This is a genomic window from Bosea sp. 124, assembly GCF_003046175.1.
Lineage (GTDB): Bacteria > Pseudomonadota > Alphaproteobacteria > Rhizobiales > Beijerinckiaceae > Allobosea.
Window position 1 is genome coordinate 1,641,303 of sequence record NZ_PZZM01000001.1, and the last position, 20,252, is coordinate 1,661,554.

At 68.0% G+C, this 20,252-nt stretch carries 17 protein-coding genes; 15 read left to right on the forward strand and 2 right to left on the reverse strand.

The features are described 5' to 3' along the window. The 4 genes from kdpB (at position 1) to C8D03_RS07670 (ending at position 6,156) form a co-directional block, all read left to right on the forward strand. Complete coding sequence (gene kdpB / locus C8D03_RS07655; protein WP_108045733.1) at positions 1 to 2,043, forward strand: potassium-transporting ATPase subunit KdpB; 2,043 nt, start codon at positions 1 to 3, stop codon at positions 2,041 to 2,043. Positions 2,044 to 2,056: 13 nt separating this feature from the next. Next, positions 2,057 to 2,647: a potassium-transporting ATPase subunit KdpC gene (gene kdpC / locus C8D03_RS07660; RefSeq protein WP_108051339.1), complete on the forward strand. Its 591-nt coding sequence runs from the start codon at positions 2,057 to 2,059 to the stop codon at positions 2,645 to 2,647. Between the two features lie 84 nt (positions 2,648 to 2,731). Then, positions 2,732 to 5,449 carry a sensor histidine kinase gene (locus C8D03_RS07665; protein ID WP_108045734.1) on the forward strand — a complete coding sequence of 906 codons (2,718 nt, stop codon included), beginning with the start codon at positions 2,732 to 2,734 and terminating at the stop codon, positions 5,447 to 5,449. Beyond that, a complete protein-coding gene (locus C8D03_RS07670; RefSeq protein WP_108045735.1) occupies positions 5,446 to 6,156 on the forward strand; it encodes a response regulator in 711 nt (236 codons plus the stop codon). The genes C8D03_RS07665 and C8D03_RS07670 overlap by 4 nt, the downstream gene beginning before the upstream one ends. A 58-nt stretch (positions 6,157 to 6,214) precedes the next feature. Here the strand turns inward: C8D03_RS07670 and C8D03_RS07675 are convergent, their stop codons facing one another. Then, a complete protein-coding gene (locus tag C8D03_RS07675) occupies positions 6,215 to 7,129 on the reverse strand; it encodes a LysR substrate-binding domain-containing protein (RefSeq protein WP_108045736.1) in 915 nt (304 codons plus the stop codon). Between the two features lie 81 nt (positions 7,130 to 7,210). Between C8D03_RS07675 and C8D03_RS07680 the strand changes: the two genes are divergently transcribed. From C8D03_RS07680 to C8D03_RS07715, 8 genes are all read left to right on the forward strand, one after another. After that, complete coding sequence (locus tag C8D03_RS07680; RefSeq protein WP_181300776.1) at positions 7,211 to 8,425, forward strand: pyridoxal-phosphate dependent enzyme; 1,215 nt, start codon at positions 7,211 to 7,213, stop codon at positions 8,423 to 8,425. Next, entirely contained in the window at positions 8,422 to 9,270 is an 849-nt protein-coding gene (locus C8D03_RS07685) for a transporter substrate-binding domain-containing protein (protein WP_108045737.1), read from the forward strand. The genes C8D03_RS07680 and C8D03_RS07685 overlap by 4 nt, the downstream gene beginning before the upstream one ends. A gap of 72 nt (positions 9,271 to 9,342) precedes the next feature. Further along, positions 9,343 to 10,005, forward strand: coding sequence for an amino acid ABC transporter permease (locus C8D03_RS07690; RefSeq protein ID WP_108045738.1), 663 nt, complete (start codon positions 9,343 to 9,345; stop codon positions 10,003 to 10,005). A 9-nt stretch (positions 10,006 to 10,014) separates the two neighbouring features. Beyond that, the gene (locus C8D03_RS07695; RefSeq protein ID WP_108045739.1) at positions 10,015 to 10,731 is read left to right on the forward strand and encodes an amino acid ABC transporter permease; all 717 of its coding nucleotides are present in this window, start codon (positions 10,015 to 10,017) and stop codon (positions 10,729 to 10,731) included. A 37-nt stretch (positions 10,732 to 10,768) separates the two neighbouring features. Further along, a complete protein-coding gene (gene argH, locus C8D03_RS07700; RefSeq protein ID WP_108045740.1) occupies positions 10,769 to 12,268 on the forward strand; it encodes an argininosuccinate lyase in 1,500 nt (499 codons plus the stop codon). Then, positions 12,265 to 13,029 carry an amino acid ABC transporter ATP-binding protein gene (locus C8D03_RS07705; protein WP_108045741.1) on the forward strand — a complete coding sequence of 255 codons (765 nt, stop codon included), beginning with the start codon at positions 12,265 to 12,267 and terminating at the stop codon, positions 13,027 to 13,029. The genes argH and C8D03_RS07705 overlap by 4 nt, the downstream gene beginning before the upstream one ends. After that, positions 13,022 to 14,347 carry an NAD(P)/FAD-dependent oxidoreductase gene (locus C8D03_RS07710; protein WP_108045742.1) on the forward strand — a complete coding sequence of 442 codons (1,326 nt, stop codon included), beginning with the start codon at positions 13,022 to 13,024 and terminating at the stop codon, positions 14,345 to 14,347. The genes C8D03_RS07705 and C8D03_RS07710 overlap by 8 nt, the downstream gene beginning before the upstream one ends. Positions 14,348 to 14,357: 10 nt before the next feature. Further along, complete coding sequence (locus tag C8D03_RS07715; RefSeq protein ID WP_248308392.1) at positions 14,358 to 15,047, forward strand: SDR family NAD(P)-dependent oxidoreductase; 690 nt, start codon at positions 14,358 to 14,360, stop codon at positions 15,045 to 15,047. A 103-nt stretch (positions 15,048 to 15,150) separates the two neighbouring features. Here the strand turns inward: C8D03_RS07715 and C8D03_RS07720 are convergent, their stop codons facing one another. Further along, the gene (locus tag C8D03_RS07720) at positions 15,151 to 16,017 is read right to left on the reverse strand and encodes a LysR family transcriptional regulator (RefSeq protein WP_108045743.1); all 867 of its coding nucleotides are present in this window, start codon (positions 16,015 to 16,017) and stop codon (positions 15,151 to 15,153) included. A 101-nt stretch (positions 16,018 to 16,118) separates the two neighbouring features. Here C8D03_RS07720 and phnA point away from each other — a divergent pair, with 101 nt between their 5' ends. The 3 genes from phnA to C8D03_RS07735 are packed head-to-tail and all read left to right on the forward strand — an operon-like array spanning position 16,119 to position 20,250. Further along, positions 16,119 to 17,393 (forward strand): phosphonoacetate hydrolase, encoded by a 1,275-nt coding sequence (phnA, locus tag C8D03_RS07725; RefSeq protein WP_181300778.1) that lies wholly within the window; start codon positions 16,119 to 16,121, stop codon positions 17,391 to 17,393. Beyond that, positions 17,390 to 18,670 carry an alkaline phosphatase family protein gene (locus C8D03_RS07730; protein WP_108045745.1) on the forward strand — a complete coding sequence of 427 codons (1,281 nt, stop codon included), beginning with the start codon at positions 17,390 to 17,392 and terminating at the stop codon, positions 18,668 to 18,670. The genes phnA and C8D03_RS07730 overlap by 4 nt, the downstream gene beginning before the upstream one ends. A gap of 29 nt (positions 18,671 to 18,699) precedes the next feature. Continuing rightward, the gene (locus tag C8D03_RS07735; RefSeq protein WP_108045746.1) at positions 18,700 to 20,250 is read left to right on the forward strand and encodes an ABC transporter substrate-binding protein; all 1,551 of its coding nucleotides are present in this window, start codon (positions 18,700 to 18,702) and stop codon (positions 20,248 to 20,250) included. Positions 20,251 to 20,252: the final 2 nt, after the last annotated feature.

Genomic DNA, 20,252 nt, shown 5'->3' on the forward strand with positions numbered 1-20,252 from the left:
ATGAGCAAGCATGCTCCCGCCGAGATGGGCCTTTTCTCGCCCGTCATCATCCGCCCTGCGATCCTGCAGGCCTTCCGCAAGCTCGATCCGCGCAGCCTCGCCCGCAATCCGGTGATCTTCTCGACCGCGCTGGTCTCTGTGCTGGCGAGCGCGCTCGTCATCCGCGAGGGGCTGACCGGGGGGCCGGTCTTCTGGATCGGTCTGCAGATCGCGATCTGGCTCTGGTTCACCGTCCTTTTCGCCAATTTCGCGGAGGCCGTTGCCGAAGGGCGCGGCAAGGCGCGGGCCGATGCCTTCCGCTCGACGCGCTCCTCGGCGCTGGCCAAGGTGCTGATCAACCCCGCCGACCGCGTCGTCTACGGCACCAAGGAGGTCGAGCTGGTCGAGCCCGGCGAGGTCATCCTCGTCGAGGCCGGCGACACGGTCCCGACCGATGGCGAGATCATCGAGGGCGTGGCCTCGGTGGACGAAAGCGCCATCACCGGCGAATCCGCGCCGGTGATCCGCGAATCCGGCGGCGACCGCTCCTCCGTCACGGGCGGCACGCGGCTGGTCTCGGACTGGCTGGTGGTCCGCGTCACGGCGCGGCAGGGCGAGACCTTCCTCGACCGGATGATCGCACTGGTCGAGGGCGCCAAGCGCCAGAAGACACCCAACGAGATCGCGCTCGACATCCTGCTGGCGGCGCTGACGCTGGTCTTTCTCTTCGTCGTCGCGACATTGCCCTTCTTCGCCTCCTGGTCCGGCACGACGCTGCCCGTGATCTATCTTGCGGCGCTGTTCGTGACGCTGATCCCGACCACGATCGGCGGCCTGCTCTCGGCCATCGGCATCGCCGGCATGGACCGGCTGGTGAAGGCGAACGTCATCGCCAAATCCGGCCGCGCGGTCGAGGCTGCCGGCGATATCGACGTCCTCCTGCTCGACAAGACGGGCACGATCACCTTCGGCAATCGCATGGCCCATGCCTTCGAGCCGGCACCGAATGTCAGCGAGCGCGATCTGGCGGAGGCGGCCTTCCTCGCCTCGCTCGCCGACGAGACGCCGGAAGGCAAGTCGATCGTCGATCTCGCCGCGAAGCGTTTCGGCTTCGATGCCGCCGCCGGCCAAGGTGCGACCTTCGTGCCCTTCACCGCGCAGACGCGGATGTCCGGCGCCGACCTGCCCGGCGGCATCGCGCTGCGCAAGGGTGCCTCCGACACGATGGCGAAACTCACCGGCGGCACGCTCGCGGCCGGCGTCGAGCAGGCCGTGCGCAAGATCGCCTCCTCGGGCGGCACGCCGCTGGTCGTTGCGCGCGACCATGCCGTGCTCGGCGTCATCCACCTCAAGGATGTGGTGAAGCCCGCGATCCGCGAGCGCTTCGCCGAATTGCGGCGCATGGGCATCCGCACGGTGATGATCACCGGCGACAATCCGCTGACGGCCGCCGCCATTGCAGCCGAGGCCGGTGTCGACGATTTCCTGGCCGAGGCGACGCCGGAGCGGAAGCTCGCCCTGATCCGGGAGGAGCAGGCGCAGGGGCGGCTCGTCGCGATGTGCGGCGACGGCTCGAACGACGCACCTGCCCTCGCCCAGGCCGATGTCGGCGTCGCGATGAATTCCGGCACGCCAGCCGCCAAGGAGGCCGGCAACCTGATCGACCTCGACAGCGACCCGACGAAGCTGATCGAGATCGTCATGGTCGGGAAGCAGCTTCTCATTTCGCGCGGCGCACTGACCACCTTCTCGATCGCCAACGACGTGGCGAAGTACTTCGCCATCCTGCCGGCGCTGTTCATCGCGGCCTATCCGGGGCTGGCCGTCCTCGATGTCATGGGGCTGGGAACGCCGGAATCGGCGATCCTGTCGGCGATCATCTTCAATGCGCTGGTCATCGTCGCGCTGATCCCGATCGCGCTGAAGGGCGTGCGCTATGCGCCGGCTTCGGCCTCCAAGCTGCTCGGCCGCAACCTGCTGATCTATGGGTTAGGGGGGCTCATCGTCCCCTTCATCGGCATCAAGGCGATCGACCTGATCGTCGACCTGCTGCATCTCGCCTGAAGGAGACTTGATCATGACCTCCTATCTTCGCCCCTCCCTCGTCCTTCTCGGCGTCTTCAGCCTGCTGACGGGAGCGGCCTATCCGCTCGCCGTCACCGGCGTCGCCCAGGCAGTGTTTCCGTCGCAGGCGAACGGCTCGGCCATCCTCAAGGATGGGACCGTGATCGGCTCGGCCCTGATCGGCCAGTCCTTCGCCTCCGAGCGCTACTTCCACGGCCGGCCCTCGGCCACGACGGCCGCCGATCCGCAGGATGCGACCAAATCCGTCGAGAGCCCCTACAACGCCACGAACTCGACCGGCTCGAATCTCGGGCCGAGCTCGGCCGCGCTGAAGCAGGCGATCTCCGAACGGGTCGCCGCGCTGGGCGGCGGCGCCCAGCCTGCCGATCTGGTGACCGCGTCCGGCTCCGGTCTCGACCCGCATATCTCGCCTGACGCGGCTCTGCTCCAGGTCGCGCGCGTCGCCAAGGCGCGCGGGTTGCAGGAGGAGCGGGTCAGGCAGCTTGTGCTCGAACAGGCCGAACCGCGCCTGCTTGGCGTTCTCGGCGAGCCCCGCGTCAATGTCCTGGCGCTCAACCTCGCGCTCGACAGGCTCGGGCGCTGATGCTCTGGTCCGCAGATCAGATGGAGTCGGCGCATGGCTTTGGCGAAAGACCGGTTCCCACTTTTTCGCGCCATGCTCTAGCCGATGCCGAGCGCGCCTGACGAGAGACCGACACCTGAATCCTTCCTCGCCGAGGCCCGCGGCGAGGAAGGCGGCGGGGTCGGTCGCCTCAAGATCTTCCTCGGCGCCTCGCCCGGTGTCGGCAAGACCTTCGCCATGATCGAGGAGGCCCGCGTGCGGCAGCGCGCGGGCCTCGACGTCGTGGTGGCGCTGGTCGAGACCCATGGCCGGACCGAGACGGCCGCCCTGCTCGAGACGCTGGAGCAACTGCCGCGCCGCCCGGTCGCCTATCGCGGCCAGATGCTGAGCGAGCTCGACCTCGACGCGCTGCTCGCGCGCAAGCCCGCCATCGCTTTGATCGACGAACTCGCGCACAGCAACGCGCCGGGCTCGCGCCATCCCAAGCGCTGGCAGGATGTCGTCGAGGTGCTCGACGCCGGCATCGACGTCGTCACCACGCTGAACATCCAGCATGTCGAGAGCCTGAACGATGTGGTCGCGCGCATCACTGGCGTGCGCGTGCAGGAAACGGTGCCGGACCACATCCTGCAGCGGGCCGACGAGATCGAGCTGATCGACCTGCCCCCCGAGGAGCTGATCAAGCGACTGAAGGACGGCAAGGTCTATGTGTCGCAGCAGATCGGCCAGGCGCTGGAGAACTTCTTCGGCAAGGGCAAGCTGACGGCGCTGCGCGAGCTCGCGCTACGCACGGCGGCGAGCCGGGTCGATGCCGAGATGCTGGCCTGGATGCAGGCCAACGCCGTCAAAGGCCCCTGGCCCGCCGAAGAGCGCCTGCTCGTCTGCATCAACGAGGCGCCGGTCGCGCGCAGCCTGGTGCGGGCCGGCAAGCGCATGGCCGAGCGGTCTCGGCTGCCCTGGATCGTCGTGACCGTGACGACGCCCCGGCACGAGGCGATGCCGGCCGAGACGCGGGCGGTCACGGTCGAGGCGCTGCGGCTGGCGGAGACGCTCGGGGCCGAAACCGTCGTGCTGCGCGCGGAATGCGATGTCGCGGGCGAGGTGCTGCGCTATGCCCGCCAGCGTAATGTCTCGCGCATCGTGATCGGCCGGCCGCGCTCGCACCGCTCCTGGTGGCAGAGACTGGCCGGGGCCTTCCGCGAGCCGGTCGCCGACCGCCTGCTCGACGACGCGACCGATTTCGAGATCACGGTGGTGACGCCGCATTCCCGGATCGAGCGACGCAAGGCCTCGTCGGCACCTGTCATGCGGTTCGCATGGCAAGGCTACGCCATGGCCTTCTCCGCCATCGCCGTAGCGACGCTTCTCGCACTGCCGATCTCGATCTGGGACGCCGTTCCCGGTGGCGCGATCTCGGCCCTCTATCTGATCGCGGTGCTGATGGTGGGCGCCCGCTGGGGTCTCGGGCCGTCGCTCGCCGCCGGCGCTCTGGGCTCGGTCGCATACAATTTCTTCTACACGCCACCGTTCTACTCCCTCCACATCAGTCGTTCGGAGGACGTGGTCTCGATCGCCATCTACTTGCTGGGCGCGCTGTTCACCGGCACTCTGGCCGGGCGTCTCAAGGCGCAGGTCGAGGCGATGCGCGCGGCGCAGCGGCGCACCGAGACCCTCTACGACTTCGCCCGCAAGATCGCTTCCGCCACGCAGACCGACGACGTGCTCTGGGCGGCGGCCTTCCACATCGCTGCGACGCTGGACTGCCATTCGCTCATCCTGATGCCCGATGCGGGCGGAACCCTGCAGCAGGTGCAGGGGCATCCGACGATCGAGGATCTCGATGCCCGCGCCGAGGGAGCCGTGCGCTGGGCCTTCGAGAAGAACGAACCGGCGGGAGCCGGCACCGCGACGTTGCCGATGAGCGAATGGCTGTTCGTGCCCTTGGCGACCGCCGGCGCGACGCTCGGCGTCATCGGCGTGCGCTTCCGCGACCGGCAGCGCGGACTCGACCCCGAAACGCGGCGGCTGCTGATCGCGGTCGAGGATCAGGTCGCGGTTGCGGTCGAGCGCACGCGCCTCGCTCAGGAGCTCGCCAATGCGCGGGTCTCCGCCGAGGGCGAGAAGCTGCGCGGCGCGCTGCTCAACTCGGTCAGTCACGATCTGCGCACCCCGCTCGTCACCGTGATCGGGGCGGTCTCCAGTCTGGCGGAAACCGACGGGACGCTCAGCCCGGCCGACCGGCGCGAGCTGACGGCGACCGCCCTCGACGAGGCGCGCCGCCTCGACCGCTATGTCCAGAACCTGCTCGACATGACGCGGCTCGGGCATGGCGCGCTGGCGCCAAAGCGGGCGGCTGTCGATCTGCGCGAGATTCTCGGCGTCGTTCGCAACGACCTGAAGCGCGTGCTGACCAGGCACAGCCTCGCGATCGAGACACCGCGCGACCTGCCGGCGCTGCTTGTCGATCCGGTTCTGATCGGCCAGGCCATCGCCAATGTCGTCGAGAACGCCGCGAAATATGCGCCTGCGGGAAGCGCCATCCGCATCACGGCGAAACGCGATGGGGCGATGGCCGCAATCGCCGTGATCGACGAGGGGCCAGGCATTCCCGAGGATGAGCGCGAGCGCGTCTTCGACCTTTTCCACCGCGTCGCCGACGGCGATCTGCGGCCTGCGGGCACGGGGCTCGGGCTCTCCATCGTGAAGGGGCTGGTCGAGGCGCATGACGGGACGGTCGCGGCCATGGCCGGCCCGGATGGACGCGGGACGGCCATCGTGATCAGGCTGCCTTTCGCGCCCTCCAGCAGCGATGATCCGGAATGACCGACAGCAAGCCCGCGCGCATCCTCGTGATCGACGACGAGGCGCCGATCCGGCGCTTCCTCGCGATCGTGCTCGGCGCCGGCGGATTCGAGATGCTGGAGGCCGATCGCGGCCGGCTTGGCGTCGAACGCGCCGCGACCATGGCGCCCGATGCCGTGCTGCTCGATCTCGGCCTGCCCGACATGGACGGCAAGGCTGTGATCGAGGCGATCCGCGAATGGTCGAGCCTGCCGATCCTGGTGCTCTCCGTGCGCGATGCCGAGACCGAGAAGATCGCGGCGCTCGATGCCGGCGCCGACGATTACGTCACGAAGCCGTTCTCGACCGGCGAACTGCTCGCCCGGCTGCGGGCGTTGCTGCGCAGCCGACGCGACCGCGCGACCGAGCCCGCCGCGATCCGCATCGGCGGACTCGAGATCGACCTGGCGAGCCGCGGCGTCGCCGTCGATGGCGTCCAGGTGAAACTGACCCGCAAGGAGTTCGACGTCGTCGCGCTGCTGGCGCGCAATGCCGGCAAGCTCGTCGGACACCGGCAGTTGCTGACGACGATCTGGGGGCCCGCCCACGCCGCCGACACGCATTACCTGCGCATCGCCGTCGGGCATGTCCGCGAGAAGATCGGCGACGATGCCGCCGATCCGCGCTTCATCATCACCGAACCAGGCGTCGGCTACCGGCTGGTCGACGCCGAGGCCGGCGACAGCTAACGGATCGTCACGATCGAGGCCGGCGCACGGCCCGGCCCCGCATGGTGCCGAGGACCGCTCAATCCGGCCAAATACAGCCCGACGTGGCCTCGTAGCCTGAGAGCTCTTCGCGCACGACGCTCAGAAAGCCGTCGATCAGCGGATTCTCACGCTGGTGGGTCGAGAACATCGCATGGCCATGGAACATCACCTCCGGCTTGAAGGGCACGAAGGCGATGCCGCTGCGCCGATAGTCGTCGGCGGCGATGGGATTGACGATGCCAACGCCAAGGCCCTGCTCGACCAGTGCGCAGATCGCGGCGCTGAACGGCGTCTCCAGTGCGAGCTGGCGCCTGACGCCGGCATTCTCGAAGACGCGGTCGACGCGGGCCCGCGCCCCGTCCTCAAGAGACAGCGAGATGAAGGCCTCGCCCTCAAGGTCCTTTGGCCTGATGCAGTCGCGCTTCGCAAGGCGGTGTCCCGGCGGCAGGGCACAGACGCCAGCGATGGCATAGAGCGGACGATGCTCGACCATCGGGATGTCGATGAGGTTCGCGACGAAGCCGATGTCGCAATAGGATGACGACATCCAGCGCGTCACCGTGCCGTCGTGGCCCATCTGCAGGGAGATGATGGCGTTCGGGAAGCGCTCCCTGAACCGGCGGATGCAGCGCGGGACGAAGCCCAGCGCCATCACCGGCATCGCCGCGACCCTCAGCCGGCCCGTACCGAAGGCGCGGATGTCGCGCGCTGCGTGGGACAGGTTGTCCAACCCGATGAAGCTGCGCTCGACCTCGCGGTAGAACGACAGGCCTTCGGGCGTCGGCCGCAGACGCCCCGCGCTGCGCTCGAACAGTTTCAGATCGATCTCGCCTTCGAGCTCCGCGATGAGGCGGCTGATGCTGGGCTGCGAGGTTCGCAACTCCTGCGCGGCGGCGGTCATGGAGCCGCGCAGCATGATGCTCCGGAACGCTTCGACCTGTCTCAGATTCACGGCGGCCTCATATCACTGGTGAATAGGGGTGCCAAAAACTGACATTTGACCAGATAGACGCCGGCTACAATACTTTTGTCTATGTCCGCTGGTCCCGCCATCGCCGTGACGCCCCGCCTGACAGGCATGGTCTGTCTGCGCTGCGAAGCCGACTGGCCGGTGGCGGAGCATGAGGCGGGATGTCCGCGCTGCGCGGCGCAGGGGCACGCATCCAATCTGCGGCTCGTCTATGCCCCTGGATCTGAACCCGTCGCGCTGCCCTATCCGGGGGCACTGTCGCTGGGCGAGGGCTGCACGCCTCTGGTCGAGGTGCCCGAACTCGCGGCATTCCTCGGCGTCGGGCGTGTTTCGCTCAAGCTCGAATGGTGCAATCCGAGCGGCTCGCACAAGGACCGGATGAGCGCCCAACTCATGGCGCGGGCGCTGGATCGCGGTGCGACGCGGATCGTGGCGGCGTCGAGCGGCAATGGCGGGCTGTCTGTAGCCGCCTATGCTGCGCGCGCCGGCATCCCCGCCGAGATCGCGACGAGCGACGCTCTGCCCGCGAGTTATCGCCGGGCGATCGAGGCCCATGGCGCAACCCTCGTCGGCTTCTCCGACAGCATGGCGCGCTGGCACCATCTGGCGCGGCGCGTGGTGGATGACAGTGCTTTCGCGGCGACGAATTATCGCCTGCCGGCGGTCGGCACGAACCCCTTCGGCATAGAAGGCTACAAGATGGTCGCGGCCGAGATCGCGGCGGTCGCGCTGCCGGACCTCGTGGTTGCGCCCAGTTCGCGCGGCGATCTGCTGTCGGGGCTGCATCTCGGCTTCGCTGAACTGGGACGCGGCATGCCCCGGCTGGTGGCGGCAGAACCATTCCCGCGGCTGGCGCGCGTTCTGGCCGGGGCCGATTATCGCGAGACCTTCGCGGGCGATACGGCGCAGTTCTCCATCGCCGGCAGCACGGTGACCTGGCAAGCCGTGAAGGCCCTGCGCGAGAGCGGCGGGCTGGCCGTGCCGGTCGACGATGAGGCGGCCACGCTGGCTCGGGCGAAGCTTGCCGGCCTCGGCTTCCATGTCGAGCTTTCGGCCGCCTCGGCGCTGGCGGCGCTCGGGAGGCTTGCGGAGGATGGCCGGCTCGCCGGACGCCATGCGGTGCTCGTGCTGACGGGCTCCGGCTTCAGGGACATCACCAACGGGGTGCTGGCAGACAGCCCTCCGCAGCGAGATCGCCGCCCCGCAAGGGCGAGCGCGCAGCCGGCGCAGACCGGCGCTTCACCCGGACCAACCATCCAACAGAGGGACAACGGATGACCCATCTTTTTGCCACGCGCCTCGGCGCTCTTACCGCGCTCGCCGCCACGGCGCTTGCGGCCACCCTGTCAGGCGCACAGGCACAGGGCCTGCCGCCGCTGCCGGAGGCGATCAAAGCGGCCGGCCTGCTCAGGGCCGGCGTGCGCTGCGACCAGCCGCCCTATGGCTACAAGGACGAGACCGGCAAGTTCGCCGGTGTCGAGACCGATATGGCGATCCAGATCGCCACCTGGGCCTTCGGTTCGGCCGACAAGATCGAGCTGACCTGCGTCACCGCCGAGAACCGCATCCCGCAGCTCAACGGCAAGAAGGTCGATCTCCTGATCGCCACGCTGGGGGTGACGCCGGAGCGTGCCCGCGTCGTCGATTTCTCCAAGCCCTATCGCTGGGGCGGGTCGGACATGCTCGTCGCCAAGGACAGCCCGATCAAGAAGCTCGACGACGTCGCCGGCAAGATCGTGATCATGCTGAAGGGCTCGACGCAGGCGAAATGGTTCGAGGACACCATGCCGAAGGTTGACAATCTGCGACTCAACACCGCCTCCGACGCACTGCAGTCGCTGAAGCAGGGCCGCGGCGACGCCTACACCCATGACGCCGCCACGCTGATCGTGATCGCGGCGAAGGACCCGTCGCTGCGCCTGGTCGGAGAGCCCTTCGCCGTCTCCGACGCCGCGGTCGGCGTGCGCAAGAACGAGGCGGCATGGCTCGCCTATGTCGATGCCGCGCTCGACCGCATGAAGACCGAGGGCCTCTACGCGAAATGGGTCGAGAAGTGGATTCCGGCCGATATCCGGCCATTCTACACCGACGCCTTCACCAAGCCGAAGCCGACGGCGCGCTGAGCCGCGCCGATTGTTCGGAGGTGGGCTGCCACCTCCGGTTCCTCCATCGCGACAGCGGGGTTGGCTGCGACCATGGAATTCGATCTCGCCTATTTGGCCGCACAGGGGCCGGCCCTGATGCGCGGCCTGTGGCTGACCATCCAGGTCAGCGTGCTGTCGATCGTCCTGTCCGTCGTGGTCGGACTGTGCGGCGCGGCGGTCCGGGTGCTGCAGGTGCCCGTGCTCGACAAGATCGTCGTTGCTTACGTCGAGTTCATCCGCAACACGCCGCTGCTCGCGCAGCTCTTCTTCATCTTCTACGGCCTGCCGGGGCTCGGCCTGAAGCTCTCGCTGTTCTGGTCGGGTGTGCTGTCCCTGACGCTCTGGGCCGGGGCCTACCAGATCGAGAACATTCGCGGCGGGCTGGAGACGGTCGGCAAGGGGCTGCGCGAGGCGGCGTTTTCGCTCGGCCTCTCGCCCTGGCGCTTCTTCCGGCTGGTCGCCGCGCCGATGGCGATCCGCGTCGGGCTGCCCTCGATGCTCAACACCTCGATCTCGCTTCTGAAGAACTCCTCCTATCTCCAGGCGATCGGGCTGGCCGAGCTGACCTATGTCGCGATCGACCGGATCTCGATGGATTTCCGCACCATCGAGATGTTCGCGGCGATCTGCGTGATCTACCTCGCGCTCGTCCTCGTGCTCTCCTTCTTCGCCAGCCGGCTCGAATACCGGCTCAACACCCCGTTCCGGGTCTGAGGCAGGGCGATGGAACTCCTGATCAAGAACCTGCCCTTCATCCTGCAGGGCATCACCATGACGCTCTCGCTGGCGCTGGCGACGCTGTTCTTCTCGACGATCATCGCCTTCGTGCTCGGCACGCTGGCGACGCTGCGCTTCCGCTGGCTGCGCGTCGCGGTGAAGGTCTATGTCGAGCTGTTCCGCGACATCCCGCTGATCGTGAACATCTTCTTCGTGTTCTTCGTCGCGCCGCTCTTCGGGGTGGAGCTGTCGCCCTTCGCTGCGGTGACCGTAGGCCTCTCGCTCTGGGGCAGCGCCAATGGCACCGAGATCGTGCGGGCCGGCTTCGGTTCCGTTCCCAAGCATCAATGGCAGAGCGCGGCCGCGCTCGGGCTGAAGCCTTACGAGGTCTACCTCTTCGTCACCGGGCCGCAGGCGCTGCGCTCGATCCTGCCGCCCTTCGTCGGCCTGCTCACGCTGCTCGTGCAGGCGACATCGCTCGGCGCGCTCGTCGGCGTCACCGAGTTCTTCAAAGTCGGCCAGATCATCGTCGAACGCACCACGATGATGGAGGGCTGGAATCCGGCCTTCACCGTCTATGGCGCGGTGCTGCTGATCTACTTCGTGATCTGTTCGACGCTGACCTGGTTTGGCCGCTGGCTCGAAAGACGGCTGAAAGCCGATCGCAGCCGGGTGGCGCCGGGAACGCACCCCGTCGAACAGCCAGCCACGCAGCTTCCCTGAGCCCCTTTTCGCTTTCCGCTATCCAGAGGACGTCGTCATGGAATCCAAAGTCAGCCGTCGCCTGACCGAAAAGGTCGCCCAAGAGGTTTGCGACCATATCTACGCGCCGCGGCTTGCGCGGGATTTCCGCAATGTCTTCAGCTATATGAGCGATCTCAATCAGGCGCATGTGCTGATGCTGGCGCGCTGTGGCCTGATTTCCCCGCAGGCGGCCAAGTCGCTCGCCGGGGGCCTGCTGCGGATGGAAGAAGAGGGACCGGAGGTCGTCGAGCTCGATCCGCAGCGCGAGGACGCCTACTTCAATTACGAAGCCCACCTGATCAAGCTGATCGGCACCGATGCGGGCGGACGCATGCATATCGCCCGCAGCCGCAACGACCTGACGGCGGCGCTCGACCGGCTGCGCGCGCGGGATCTGCTGCTCGACGCCAGCCAGGCGCTGCTTCAGGTCGAGGAGCATGCGCTCGACGGCGCCTTCCGATTCCGCGACGCGGTGATGCCGGGCTACACCCATCTCCAGCCGGCCCAGCCGGTGACCTATGGCTTTTATCTCGCCGGCGTGGCGCAGTCCTTCGAGCGCGATCATGGCCGGCTCGTCGACGCCTGGGCGCGCACCAATATCAGCCCGCTCGGCGCCGGTGCGCTGGCGGGTACGACCTTCGCCATCGACCGTGAGGCCGTGGCCGCCTCGCTCGGCTTCGAAGGGCTGGTCGAGAACACGCTCGATGCGGTTGCGACCCGCGATTTCGGCCTGGAGATCCTGGCGGGTCTGTCGCAGATCGCGCTCGGCTGGAGCCGTGTCGCGCAGGATTATCATGTGCTGGTCTCGCATGAGTTCCAGACGGTCGAATTCCCCGACCGCGTGACCGGCACCTCCAGCATCATGCCGCAGAAGAAGAACCCGGTCGTTCTCGAACATCTCAAAGGCAAGGCGGGACATCTGCTCGGGCTCTATGTCTCCTCGGCGACGGCCGTGAAGGGCACGCATTTCACCAACACGATCGACGGCAATCGCGAGGCGATGCGCGGTGTCTGGGAAGCGGGCGAGGAGACCCTGCGCTGCCTCTCGCTGTTCGACCTGATCATCTCCACCGGCCGGCCCAACGCCCCCTTGATGAAGCGGCGGGTGACAGAGGACTTCGCCTCGGCGACCGACCTCGCCGATGTGATGGTTCGCGATGCCGACCTGTCCTTCCGTGAGGCTCATCACGTCGTTGGCGGCGTGGTGCGCGCGGCCATGGACAAAGGGCTCGCAGCCGACGGCATCACCACCGAAATGGTCGACGACGCCGCACGCGAGCAGCTCGGCCGTCCGCTCGGGCTCGATCCCGAGGTCGTGCGCCGCAGCCTAGACCCCGTGGCGAGCGTGGCCGCGCGAACATTGCCGGGCGGACCGGCTCCGGAGGCGGTCGCCCGCTCGGTCGAGACGGCGCAGGTCCGGCTTGAGGCCAACCGGGCCGCGCTCGCGGCAAAGCGGGGCCGCCTGCAGGCGGCACGCGAGACGCTGAAGCACGATTTGCGCGAGCTGGCCGCATGAGCCCGCAGCCGCTGATCAGCCTGCGCGGCATCGGCAAGCGCTTCGGCGCCCATCAGGCGCTGCACGGGATCGACCTCGATATCGAGCCCGGCAGCGTCGTGGTGCTGATCGGCCCGAGCGGCTCGGGCAAGAGCACGCTGATCCGCTGCATCAACGGCCTCGTCCGACCGGACGACGGCACGCTGCGCATCGACGGAAACCCGGTCGACATCCACCATGAGAGTGCCTGGCAGCGGATGCGGACCGAGGTCGGCATGGTCTTCCAGGACTATTCGCTGTTCCCCCATCTCAGCGTCCTGCGCAACATGACGATCACGCCGGAGCGGCGCCGCGGCATCCCGCGCGCCCGGGCGGAGGAGGAGGCACGCGTGCTGCTGGCGCGCGTCGGCCTTGCCCACAAGGCGCAGGACTATCCCTCCGCCTTGTCCGGCGGGCAGCAGCAGCGCGTCGCGATCGTGCGGGCGCTCGCCATGCGGCCGAAGGCGATCCTGTTCGACGAGCCGACCTCGGCGCTCGATCCCGAAACGATCGGCAGCGTGCTCGACGTGATGAAGGATCTCGCCCGCGAGGGCACGACCATGGTCGTCGTCACGCATGAGATGGGCTTCGCACGCGAGGTCGCCGACCGCGTCGTGTTCATGGCCGAGGGGCGGATCGTCGAGGAGGGGCCGCCCGGTGCCTTCTTCGACAATCCCCGCCACGAACGCACCCGCGCCTTCCTGTCCAATATCAGATCCTTCGGAGAGGCTACCCATGGCTGAGCCGGCCGGCGTCCTGGCGCCGAACTTCACCACCGATCCCTATTGGTGGGACGCCGCCCCGCCCGAGACCGCGCGCGATCCGCTGCCCGAAGAGACGGATGTGCTGGTCGTCGGCTCCGGCTATTGCGGCCTCTCGGCGGCGGCCGAACTCGCACGCAACGGCGTCGACGTCACGGTCGTCGATGCCGAGGAGCTCGGCGCCGGCGCCTCGACGCGTTCGGGCGGCATGGTCTCCAGCGGCCAGAAGCTTGTCATCGGCGGCGCGATCAAGGGCGTCGATGCCGCGCGCATGGAGCGGCTGCTGGAGGATTCGCTCTCGTCCTACGAGCATCTCCGGACGCTGATCCACGAGAAGGACCTCGATGCCGATCTCGGCGTCTTCGGACGCTATTTCGGCGCGCATGTGCCGCGTCATTACGACCGGCTGCGCCGCCATGGCGAATTGCTGGCGAAGCACACCGGCGTCACCGTGCACGAGATTCCGAAGTCGCGGCAGCATGAGGTGACCAGGACGGATTTCTACCATGGCGGCATCGTCATCGACGATTATGGCGGCCTCCATCCGGCGAAGTACCACCGCGCCTTGCGCCGCCTTGCACAGGCCAACGGCGCGAAGCTCCGCTCGCATGCGCCGGTCATCACGGTCGGCCCCCTCGCGAACGGCTTCCACGCGGTCGAGACCGGCCGCGGCCTGGTGCGCGCGCGCCATGTCTTCTTCGGCACCAATGGCTACAGCGACAAGGCGAGCGGCTTCCTGCACAAGCGGATCGTCGGCGTGCGCAGCTACCAGATCGCGACCGAACCGCTGCCGCCCGCGCTGATGGCCGAGATCAACCCCGGCCGGCGCATGATCACCGATTCCAAGCGCGAGCTGATCTATTCGCGTCCCTCCCCGGACGGGACGCGCATCCTGTTCGGCAGCCGGCCCGGCATGTTCGACCTGCCGGAGCGCGAGGCGGCGCCGCGGCTTCACGCCATGATGCTGAAGGTCTGGCCGCAGCTCGCCGGCTACAAGGTCAGCCATTGCTGGAGCGGCAAGGTTGGCATGAGCGCCGACAAGATCGCCCATATGGGCAAGCGCGACGGCATCGACTTCGCCGTCGGTTGCAACGGCAACGGTGTCGCGCTGATGACCTATCTCGGGCATCAATCGGCGCTGAAGCTGCTCGGCCAGCAGAACCAGCCGAGCGCCTTCGACGACCCGTCCTTCGCGGCGATTCCGGTGCCTCTCTATGACGGGCGGCCGTGGTTCCTGCCGATCGTCAGCGGCTGGTATCACCTGCAGGACGCGATCGACCGCCGTCTGGCGCGGCTGTGAGGAGGACGGCGTGAAGGTTGCGATGATCTCCGGCGCGAGCCGCGGCATCGGCCGCGCCATCGCCGCCGAGCTCGGCCGGCAGGGCTTCGCGCTCAGCCTGGGAATCCGTGACGCCGGACTGGTGCCGCCGGACGGCTTCGCTCCGGCCGGGCTGGCGAGCTTCGGCTACGAGGCCGGCGAACCCGGCAACGAAGCGGTCTGGGTCGAAGCCACGCTCGCGCGCTTCGACCGTATCGACGTTCTGGTCAATGCCGCCGGCATCCTGCGCAACGTCTCGCTCGAAAGCGGAGACCCGGCCGATCTCGACGCCCTGCTCGCGATCAACGTCAAGGCGCCCTTCCGCCTGATAAAGGCGGTGCTGCCGCATCTCAAGGCGAGCGGCGAAGGGCGGGTGGTCAACATCGCCTCGCTCTCCGGCAAGCGCGTCCGCAACGCCAATGCCGGCTACCAGATCAGCAAGTTCGCCATGGTCGCGCTGTCGCACGCCGTGCGGCAGGCCGCCTTCGACGCAGGCGTGCGGTCGCTCGCGCTCTGTCCGAGCTATGTCGCGACCGACATGACGGCAGAGGCAGCGCTACCGGCCGCGCAGATGACGCAGCCGGAGGATCTGGCCCGGCTCGTCGGCCTGATCGTCCAGTTGCCGAACACGGCCTCGATCTCCGAGCTGGTCGTGAATTGCAGCTATGAGATCATGTTCTGAGCCGGCAATTCTTCTCTGGCATCGCCGCTGGCGCGCCGCCGCATTGCTTCGGGCGCTTCGCGGGTCCCGATGGCCATCGGCATGACCGAGGCAGCGTGAACGATCAGAAGCCGCGAAAAAGAGCCCGCAGCAGCTTCTCGACGAAGGCGGCCTTGCAGCGATCCGGGTTGAAGACGGCCGTCAATGTCGCCCCCTTCGCGGTGATGTCGGCGAAGGGGGCCGCCAGCCGGCCCTGCTCGATGAGATCGGCGAGGACGAGCGGCGGGCCGATGATGCAGCCCTGTCCCGCCATGGCCGCCTGCGCCGCGATGTAGAAATGCGGCGCCGGGCGGATCGCCCCCGGCCTCCCGATACCCGCGGCCTCGATCCAGCTTTCGAGTTCGCCGCCGCGGGTGTCGGCGACGAAGACGGTCTCGGCCTCGAGGCCGGCGGGGCCGGTTCGGCGAAGCGCCTCGGCACGGTCCGGCCGGGCGAGCAGGGTTAATCGCTCGACGCCGATCTCGCGATGCTCCCAGCCTTCCGGCTTCCAGGCGTTGCGCAGGATGCCGATGTCGAACTGCGCGTGCTGCCAGTCATCCGTGGTGTGGAGTGCCGAAACGCGGATGGCGCGCCCACCCGCCGCGACTTCGGCATCGACCAGCCGCGGCATGATCCAGTGAACCGAGAGCGTCGCATTGGCGGCCAGTGTCAGGACGCGCCGCTGCCCCTTCCGCGACGCGGCCTCCCAGCCGCCGCGGATGGTCTGGAGGCCCGACCCGACCGCCTGGGCGAGTGCCATGGCGAGCGCCGTCGGGCGCAGGCGGTGCCCTTTCTCGAAGAGGGGCTCGTCGAGCGCGTCCTGCAACTGGCCGAGCTGCTTGCTGACGGCGCCGGGTGTCACACAGAGTTCATCAGCCGCTGCGACGATATTGCCAGTGCGCACGACGGCTTCGAAGGTCGCAAGCGCGCGCAGCGAAGGTATATGAGACATTCAATGTGACCTCACCTCAAATTCGATCGACCATAATTCGCTTTCATGTCGACGTAAATAAGTAGATATCACCTTGGCGAAGGTAATAGCTGAGGTATTTTGTGTCTGATACATCGATTTATATCAATGGCCGCAGATATTATCTGCCACTCAACCCTAAAATTGTCATCTGCTATGATGGAATGGATCCGTCATATCTCGCAGATGCTGTGATAAGGGGCATTTCACCGCGCCTGTCCGTCATGGCGGAACACGGCTTTTATGCCAGCGCGCATTCCGCCATGCCGAGCTTCACCAATCCGAACAACGTCTCGATCGTCTGCGGCGCGCCGCCCAGCGTCCACGGCGTCTCCGGGAATTACTGGTATGACCGCGATACGGGCCAGGAGGTCATGATGACCGATGCCGGCCCGCTGCGCGCGCCGACGATCCTCGCCGGGCTGGCCGGGGCCGGCGTCAAGGTCGCGGCCGTCACGGCCAAGGACAAGCTGCGCAAGGCGCTGGCCGTCGGGCTCGCCGGCGAAGGCCTGACGGGCATCGCCTTCTCGGCCGAGAAGGCGGCCGGCGCCACGCAGGCGGAACATGGCATCTCCGGCGACGAGGCCCAGGCCGGCCACCCCGTTCCCGACCAGTATTCTCCGGAGCTTTCGCTGTTCGTGCTCGATGCGGGGCTTCGGCTGCTCCGAAGCGGCCGGGCCGAGGTGCTCTACCTGTCGCTCTCCGATTTCGTCCAGCATGCCCATGCTCCGGGCGCACCCGAATCCGACGCCTTCATCCGGGCCGTGGATGCACGCGTCGGCGCGCTGCTCGACGCCGGCGCGACGGTCGGCATCGTCGCCGACCATGGCATGACCGATCTTTCGCTCGCCGACGGCAGGCCGAACATCCTCTATCTCGGGGACCGGCTGGATGCGCGCTTCGGCGCCGGCGCGACACGGGTGATCTGCCCGATCACCGACCCTTTCGTGCGCCATCACGGCGCGCTCGGCGGCTTCGTGCGTGTCCACATCCTGGGCGATCTCGACCGCGACGCGGTCCGCGCTTTCCTGGGCCGCCTGCCCGGCGTCGAGCTCGCCCTCCTGCGCGAGGAGATGTGCCGCCGGTTCGACCAGCCGATGGAGCGGGAGGGCGACATCGCCGTGATCGCCGGCAAGGGCGTCGCGCTCGGCACACATGACGGCGCGCATGCCCTCGGCGATCTCGCCGGCGCGCGGCTGCGCTCGCATGGCAGCCTCGCCGAACGGGACGTGCCCTTCCTCGTCTCGGAGCCGCTTGACGCCGCCTACCAGCGCAAGGCCGCGACGCAACAGCTCCACAACTACGACATCTTCGATTTCGTGCTGAACGGCACGCGCCGGGAGGGCATCGCGCCATGACGAAGCAGCGCCGTGCGGTCGCCCTCGTCCTCGACGGGTTGCGACGCGATTTCGTGACGCCGGATCTGATGCCCCGGCTTTCGGCGTTTCGCCAGCGAGCGAGCTGGGGAGCGGAACACCGTTCGGTCTTTCCCTCCGTCACCCGCGTCGTCTCGTCGAGCGTGGCGACGGGTTGCCGGCCCGCCCGGCACGGGCTCGCCGGCAACACGATCGCGCTTTCGGTGGATGGCGCGCTCGCACTCTTCGACGCCGGCAAGCCGGAGTTCATCGCCGACAAGCAGCGCCTGACCGGCCAGGTGCTCGCCATGCCGACGCTGGCCGAACGCCTCGCGCCACATGGCGGCGTCGTGGTCTTCAACAACGTCTCGCCAGGGGCGGCCTATCTGCATGACCCGCTCGGCCACGGCCATGTCTATCACCGGGCCGGCAGTTTCGGCCCCGGCCGGGCGCCGATCACGGGCGAGCGCGCGCTGGCGATCGAGGGCGACCTCGACGGCGACGCCACGCTCATCGCCCGATTCACGGCCGAGCTTATCGACGAAGGCGGCCCGGCGCTGGCGCTGGCCTGGCTCGGACATCCCGACACGACCCAGCACGACTGCCCGCTCGGTTCGCCCCGGCACCATGACGCTTTGCGCCGCGCCGACAGCCATGCCGGTGCCGTCATCGACGCGGTCGATGCGGCGCGCGGGCGCGGCGAGGACATCCTGCTGCTGATCGCCTCCGATCACGGCCACCAGACCGTGACAGGGGTCGTCGACATCGCGGGCGAGCTCATCGCGGCAGGGCTCAAGGCTTCGCCCGTCTCCACCGATGTCGTGGTTGCACCGAACGGCACCGCGGCCCTGATCTATATCGATCCGGAGCAGGCGGAGCTTGCCGCGCGGGTCGGTGCCTTCCTCGCCGGCCGCCCCTGGGTCGGCCGCCTGATCGCGCCGGAGGCATTCGCGGAATTCGGCGTTCCGGCCGGCGGGGATCTCGCCTTCGCCGTGGCGATGGCCGCCGATGACGAGGCCGTCAACGACCACGGCGTGCCCGGCCTCAGCCTGGCGGCCAAGCCTGCCGGCGGCAAGCCCGACCGCCTCGGCTGCGGCCAGCATGGCGGGCTCGGCCGCTACGAGCAGTCGCCCGTCCTGATGCTCGAAGGCTCCGGCTTCGAGGCCGGGGCGACGTTCGCCGCCGCGACGTCGGCCATCGATCTGGCGCCGACGCTCCTCGCCTTTCTCGGACACGCGGCGGACGGCCTGGACGGCCGGCCGCTCCAGCTTCGCCCCTGACCTCCACGAGCCGATCGGACCCGCAAGCCATGACCCCTTCTTCCCCTGTACGCGGCCTTGACCGCCGCCATGTCCTCGCCGGAGCCGCGAGCCTTGCCGGCGCGCTGGCCGTCCTGCCCGTCGAGGCCTTCGGCCAGGCCGCCCGCAAGGGCGTCCTGAAATACGCCACGCTCGGCCTCGACACCTCGGACCCGCATCGCCACACCGGCAGCATCGCCTTGCAGCAATGCTATGTCGAAACGCTGACCTCGATCGCCGCCGACGGCTCCGTCGAACCCTTCCTCGCCGAGAGCTTCGAGATGTCGCCGGACGGGCTGACCTATCGCTTTAGGCTCAGGCCAAACGTCAGGTTCCACAATGGCGAGGTGATGAGCGCGGCCGACGTCGCCGCTAATTTCGAGCGCGTGAAGACCAAGGTGAAGGGCGGCTGGCTCGTCTCGGCGATGAAGCGCGTCGTCAAGCTCGAGACGCCCGACGCAACCACGCTCGCCGTCACCCTGCAGGAGCCCTATTCGCCCTTCCTCAACCTGCTCTCGGAACTCTGGATCCTGTCGCCGAAATCGGAGGGCTGGGAGGAGACGATCAAGACGCCGCTCGGCACCGGGCCGTTCACCTTCGGCACCTGGCAGCCCAAGGTGAAGCTCCTCGCGCCGGCCTTCGCGGGCTACTGGAAGAGCGGCGCGCCGCATCTGGAAGCGGTCGAGTTCGATCTGCGCGACGGCATCGACAAGAGCCTCGCGCTGCGTGCGGGCGACGTCCATATCATCAGCGCGGAACGGGAAGCCGCCGAAGGCCTCGAGAAGGCCGGTGTCGCCACCATCTCGGGCCTGAAGGACTCGACCTGGTATTTCGTCGCTTTCAACAACCGGAAGCCGCGCAAGCCGTTCGACGATTTGCGCGTGCGCCGAGCCCTGGCACTGGCCGTGGACAAGGCCGCCTTCATGAACTTCGTCGGCGGCGCAAAAGGCATCGTCACCAACCAGATCGTGGCGCCCGGCAATCTCTATTTCGACCAGGCGACACATGACGCCGACGCCTTCCGCAAGCCGGATCTCGACCAGGCCCGGAAACTGCTCGCTGAAGCGGGCGTGAAGCCGGCCGAGCACGTGATCGAGTTCGTCTCCTGGCAGGAGCCCTATGCGCAGGTCGTCGTGCAGATGGTGCGCAAGCTCGGCTTCAAGGTGAACCACGTCGCGCTCGACGATATCGGCGCCCAGAAGCGCCTCGGCCAATACGACTGGGACATGAACGCGATGGCGTCGGGCCCGCGCTCCGACATCTTCCTGCGCTATGTCCGGCTGATGAGCGACGGCCCCAATCCCGTCCTCTGGGGCGGCATCCAGGACCCCGATCTCGACAAGCTGATCGACGAGGCCGTCAAGGAGCCCGACGCGGCCGACCGCAAGGCGACCTATCTCAAGGCCTCGAAGCGCGTCATCGAGAAGGGCTATTTCCACGTGCTCGGACACGCACCGAGCCTGATCGCCATCCGCAAGGGCGTGAAGGGCTACGACCCCGGCTTCACCTGGGCCTGCCACTGGGCGAGCGGCGGCGTCGCCCACACCACGATCGACGCCTGACC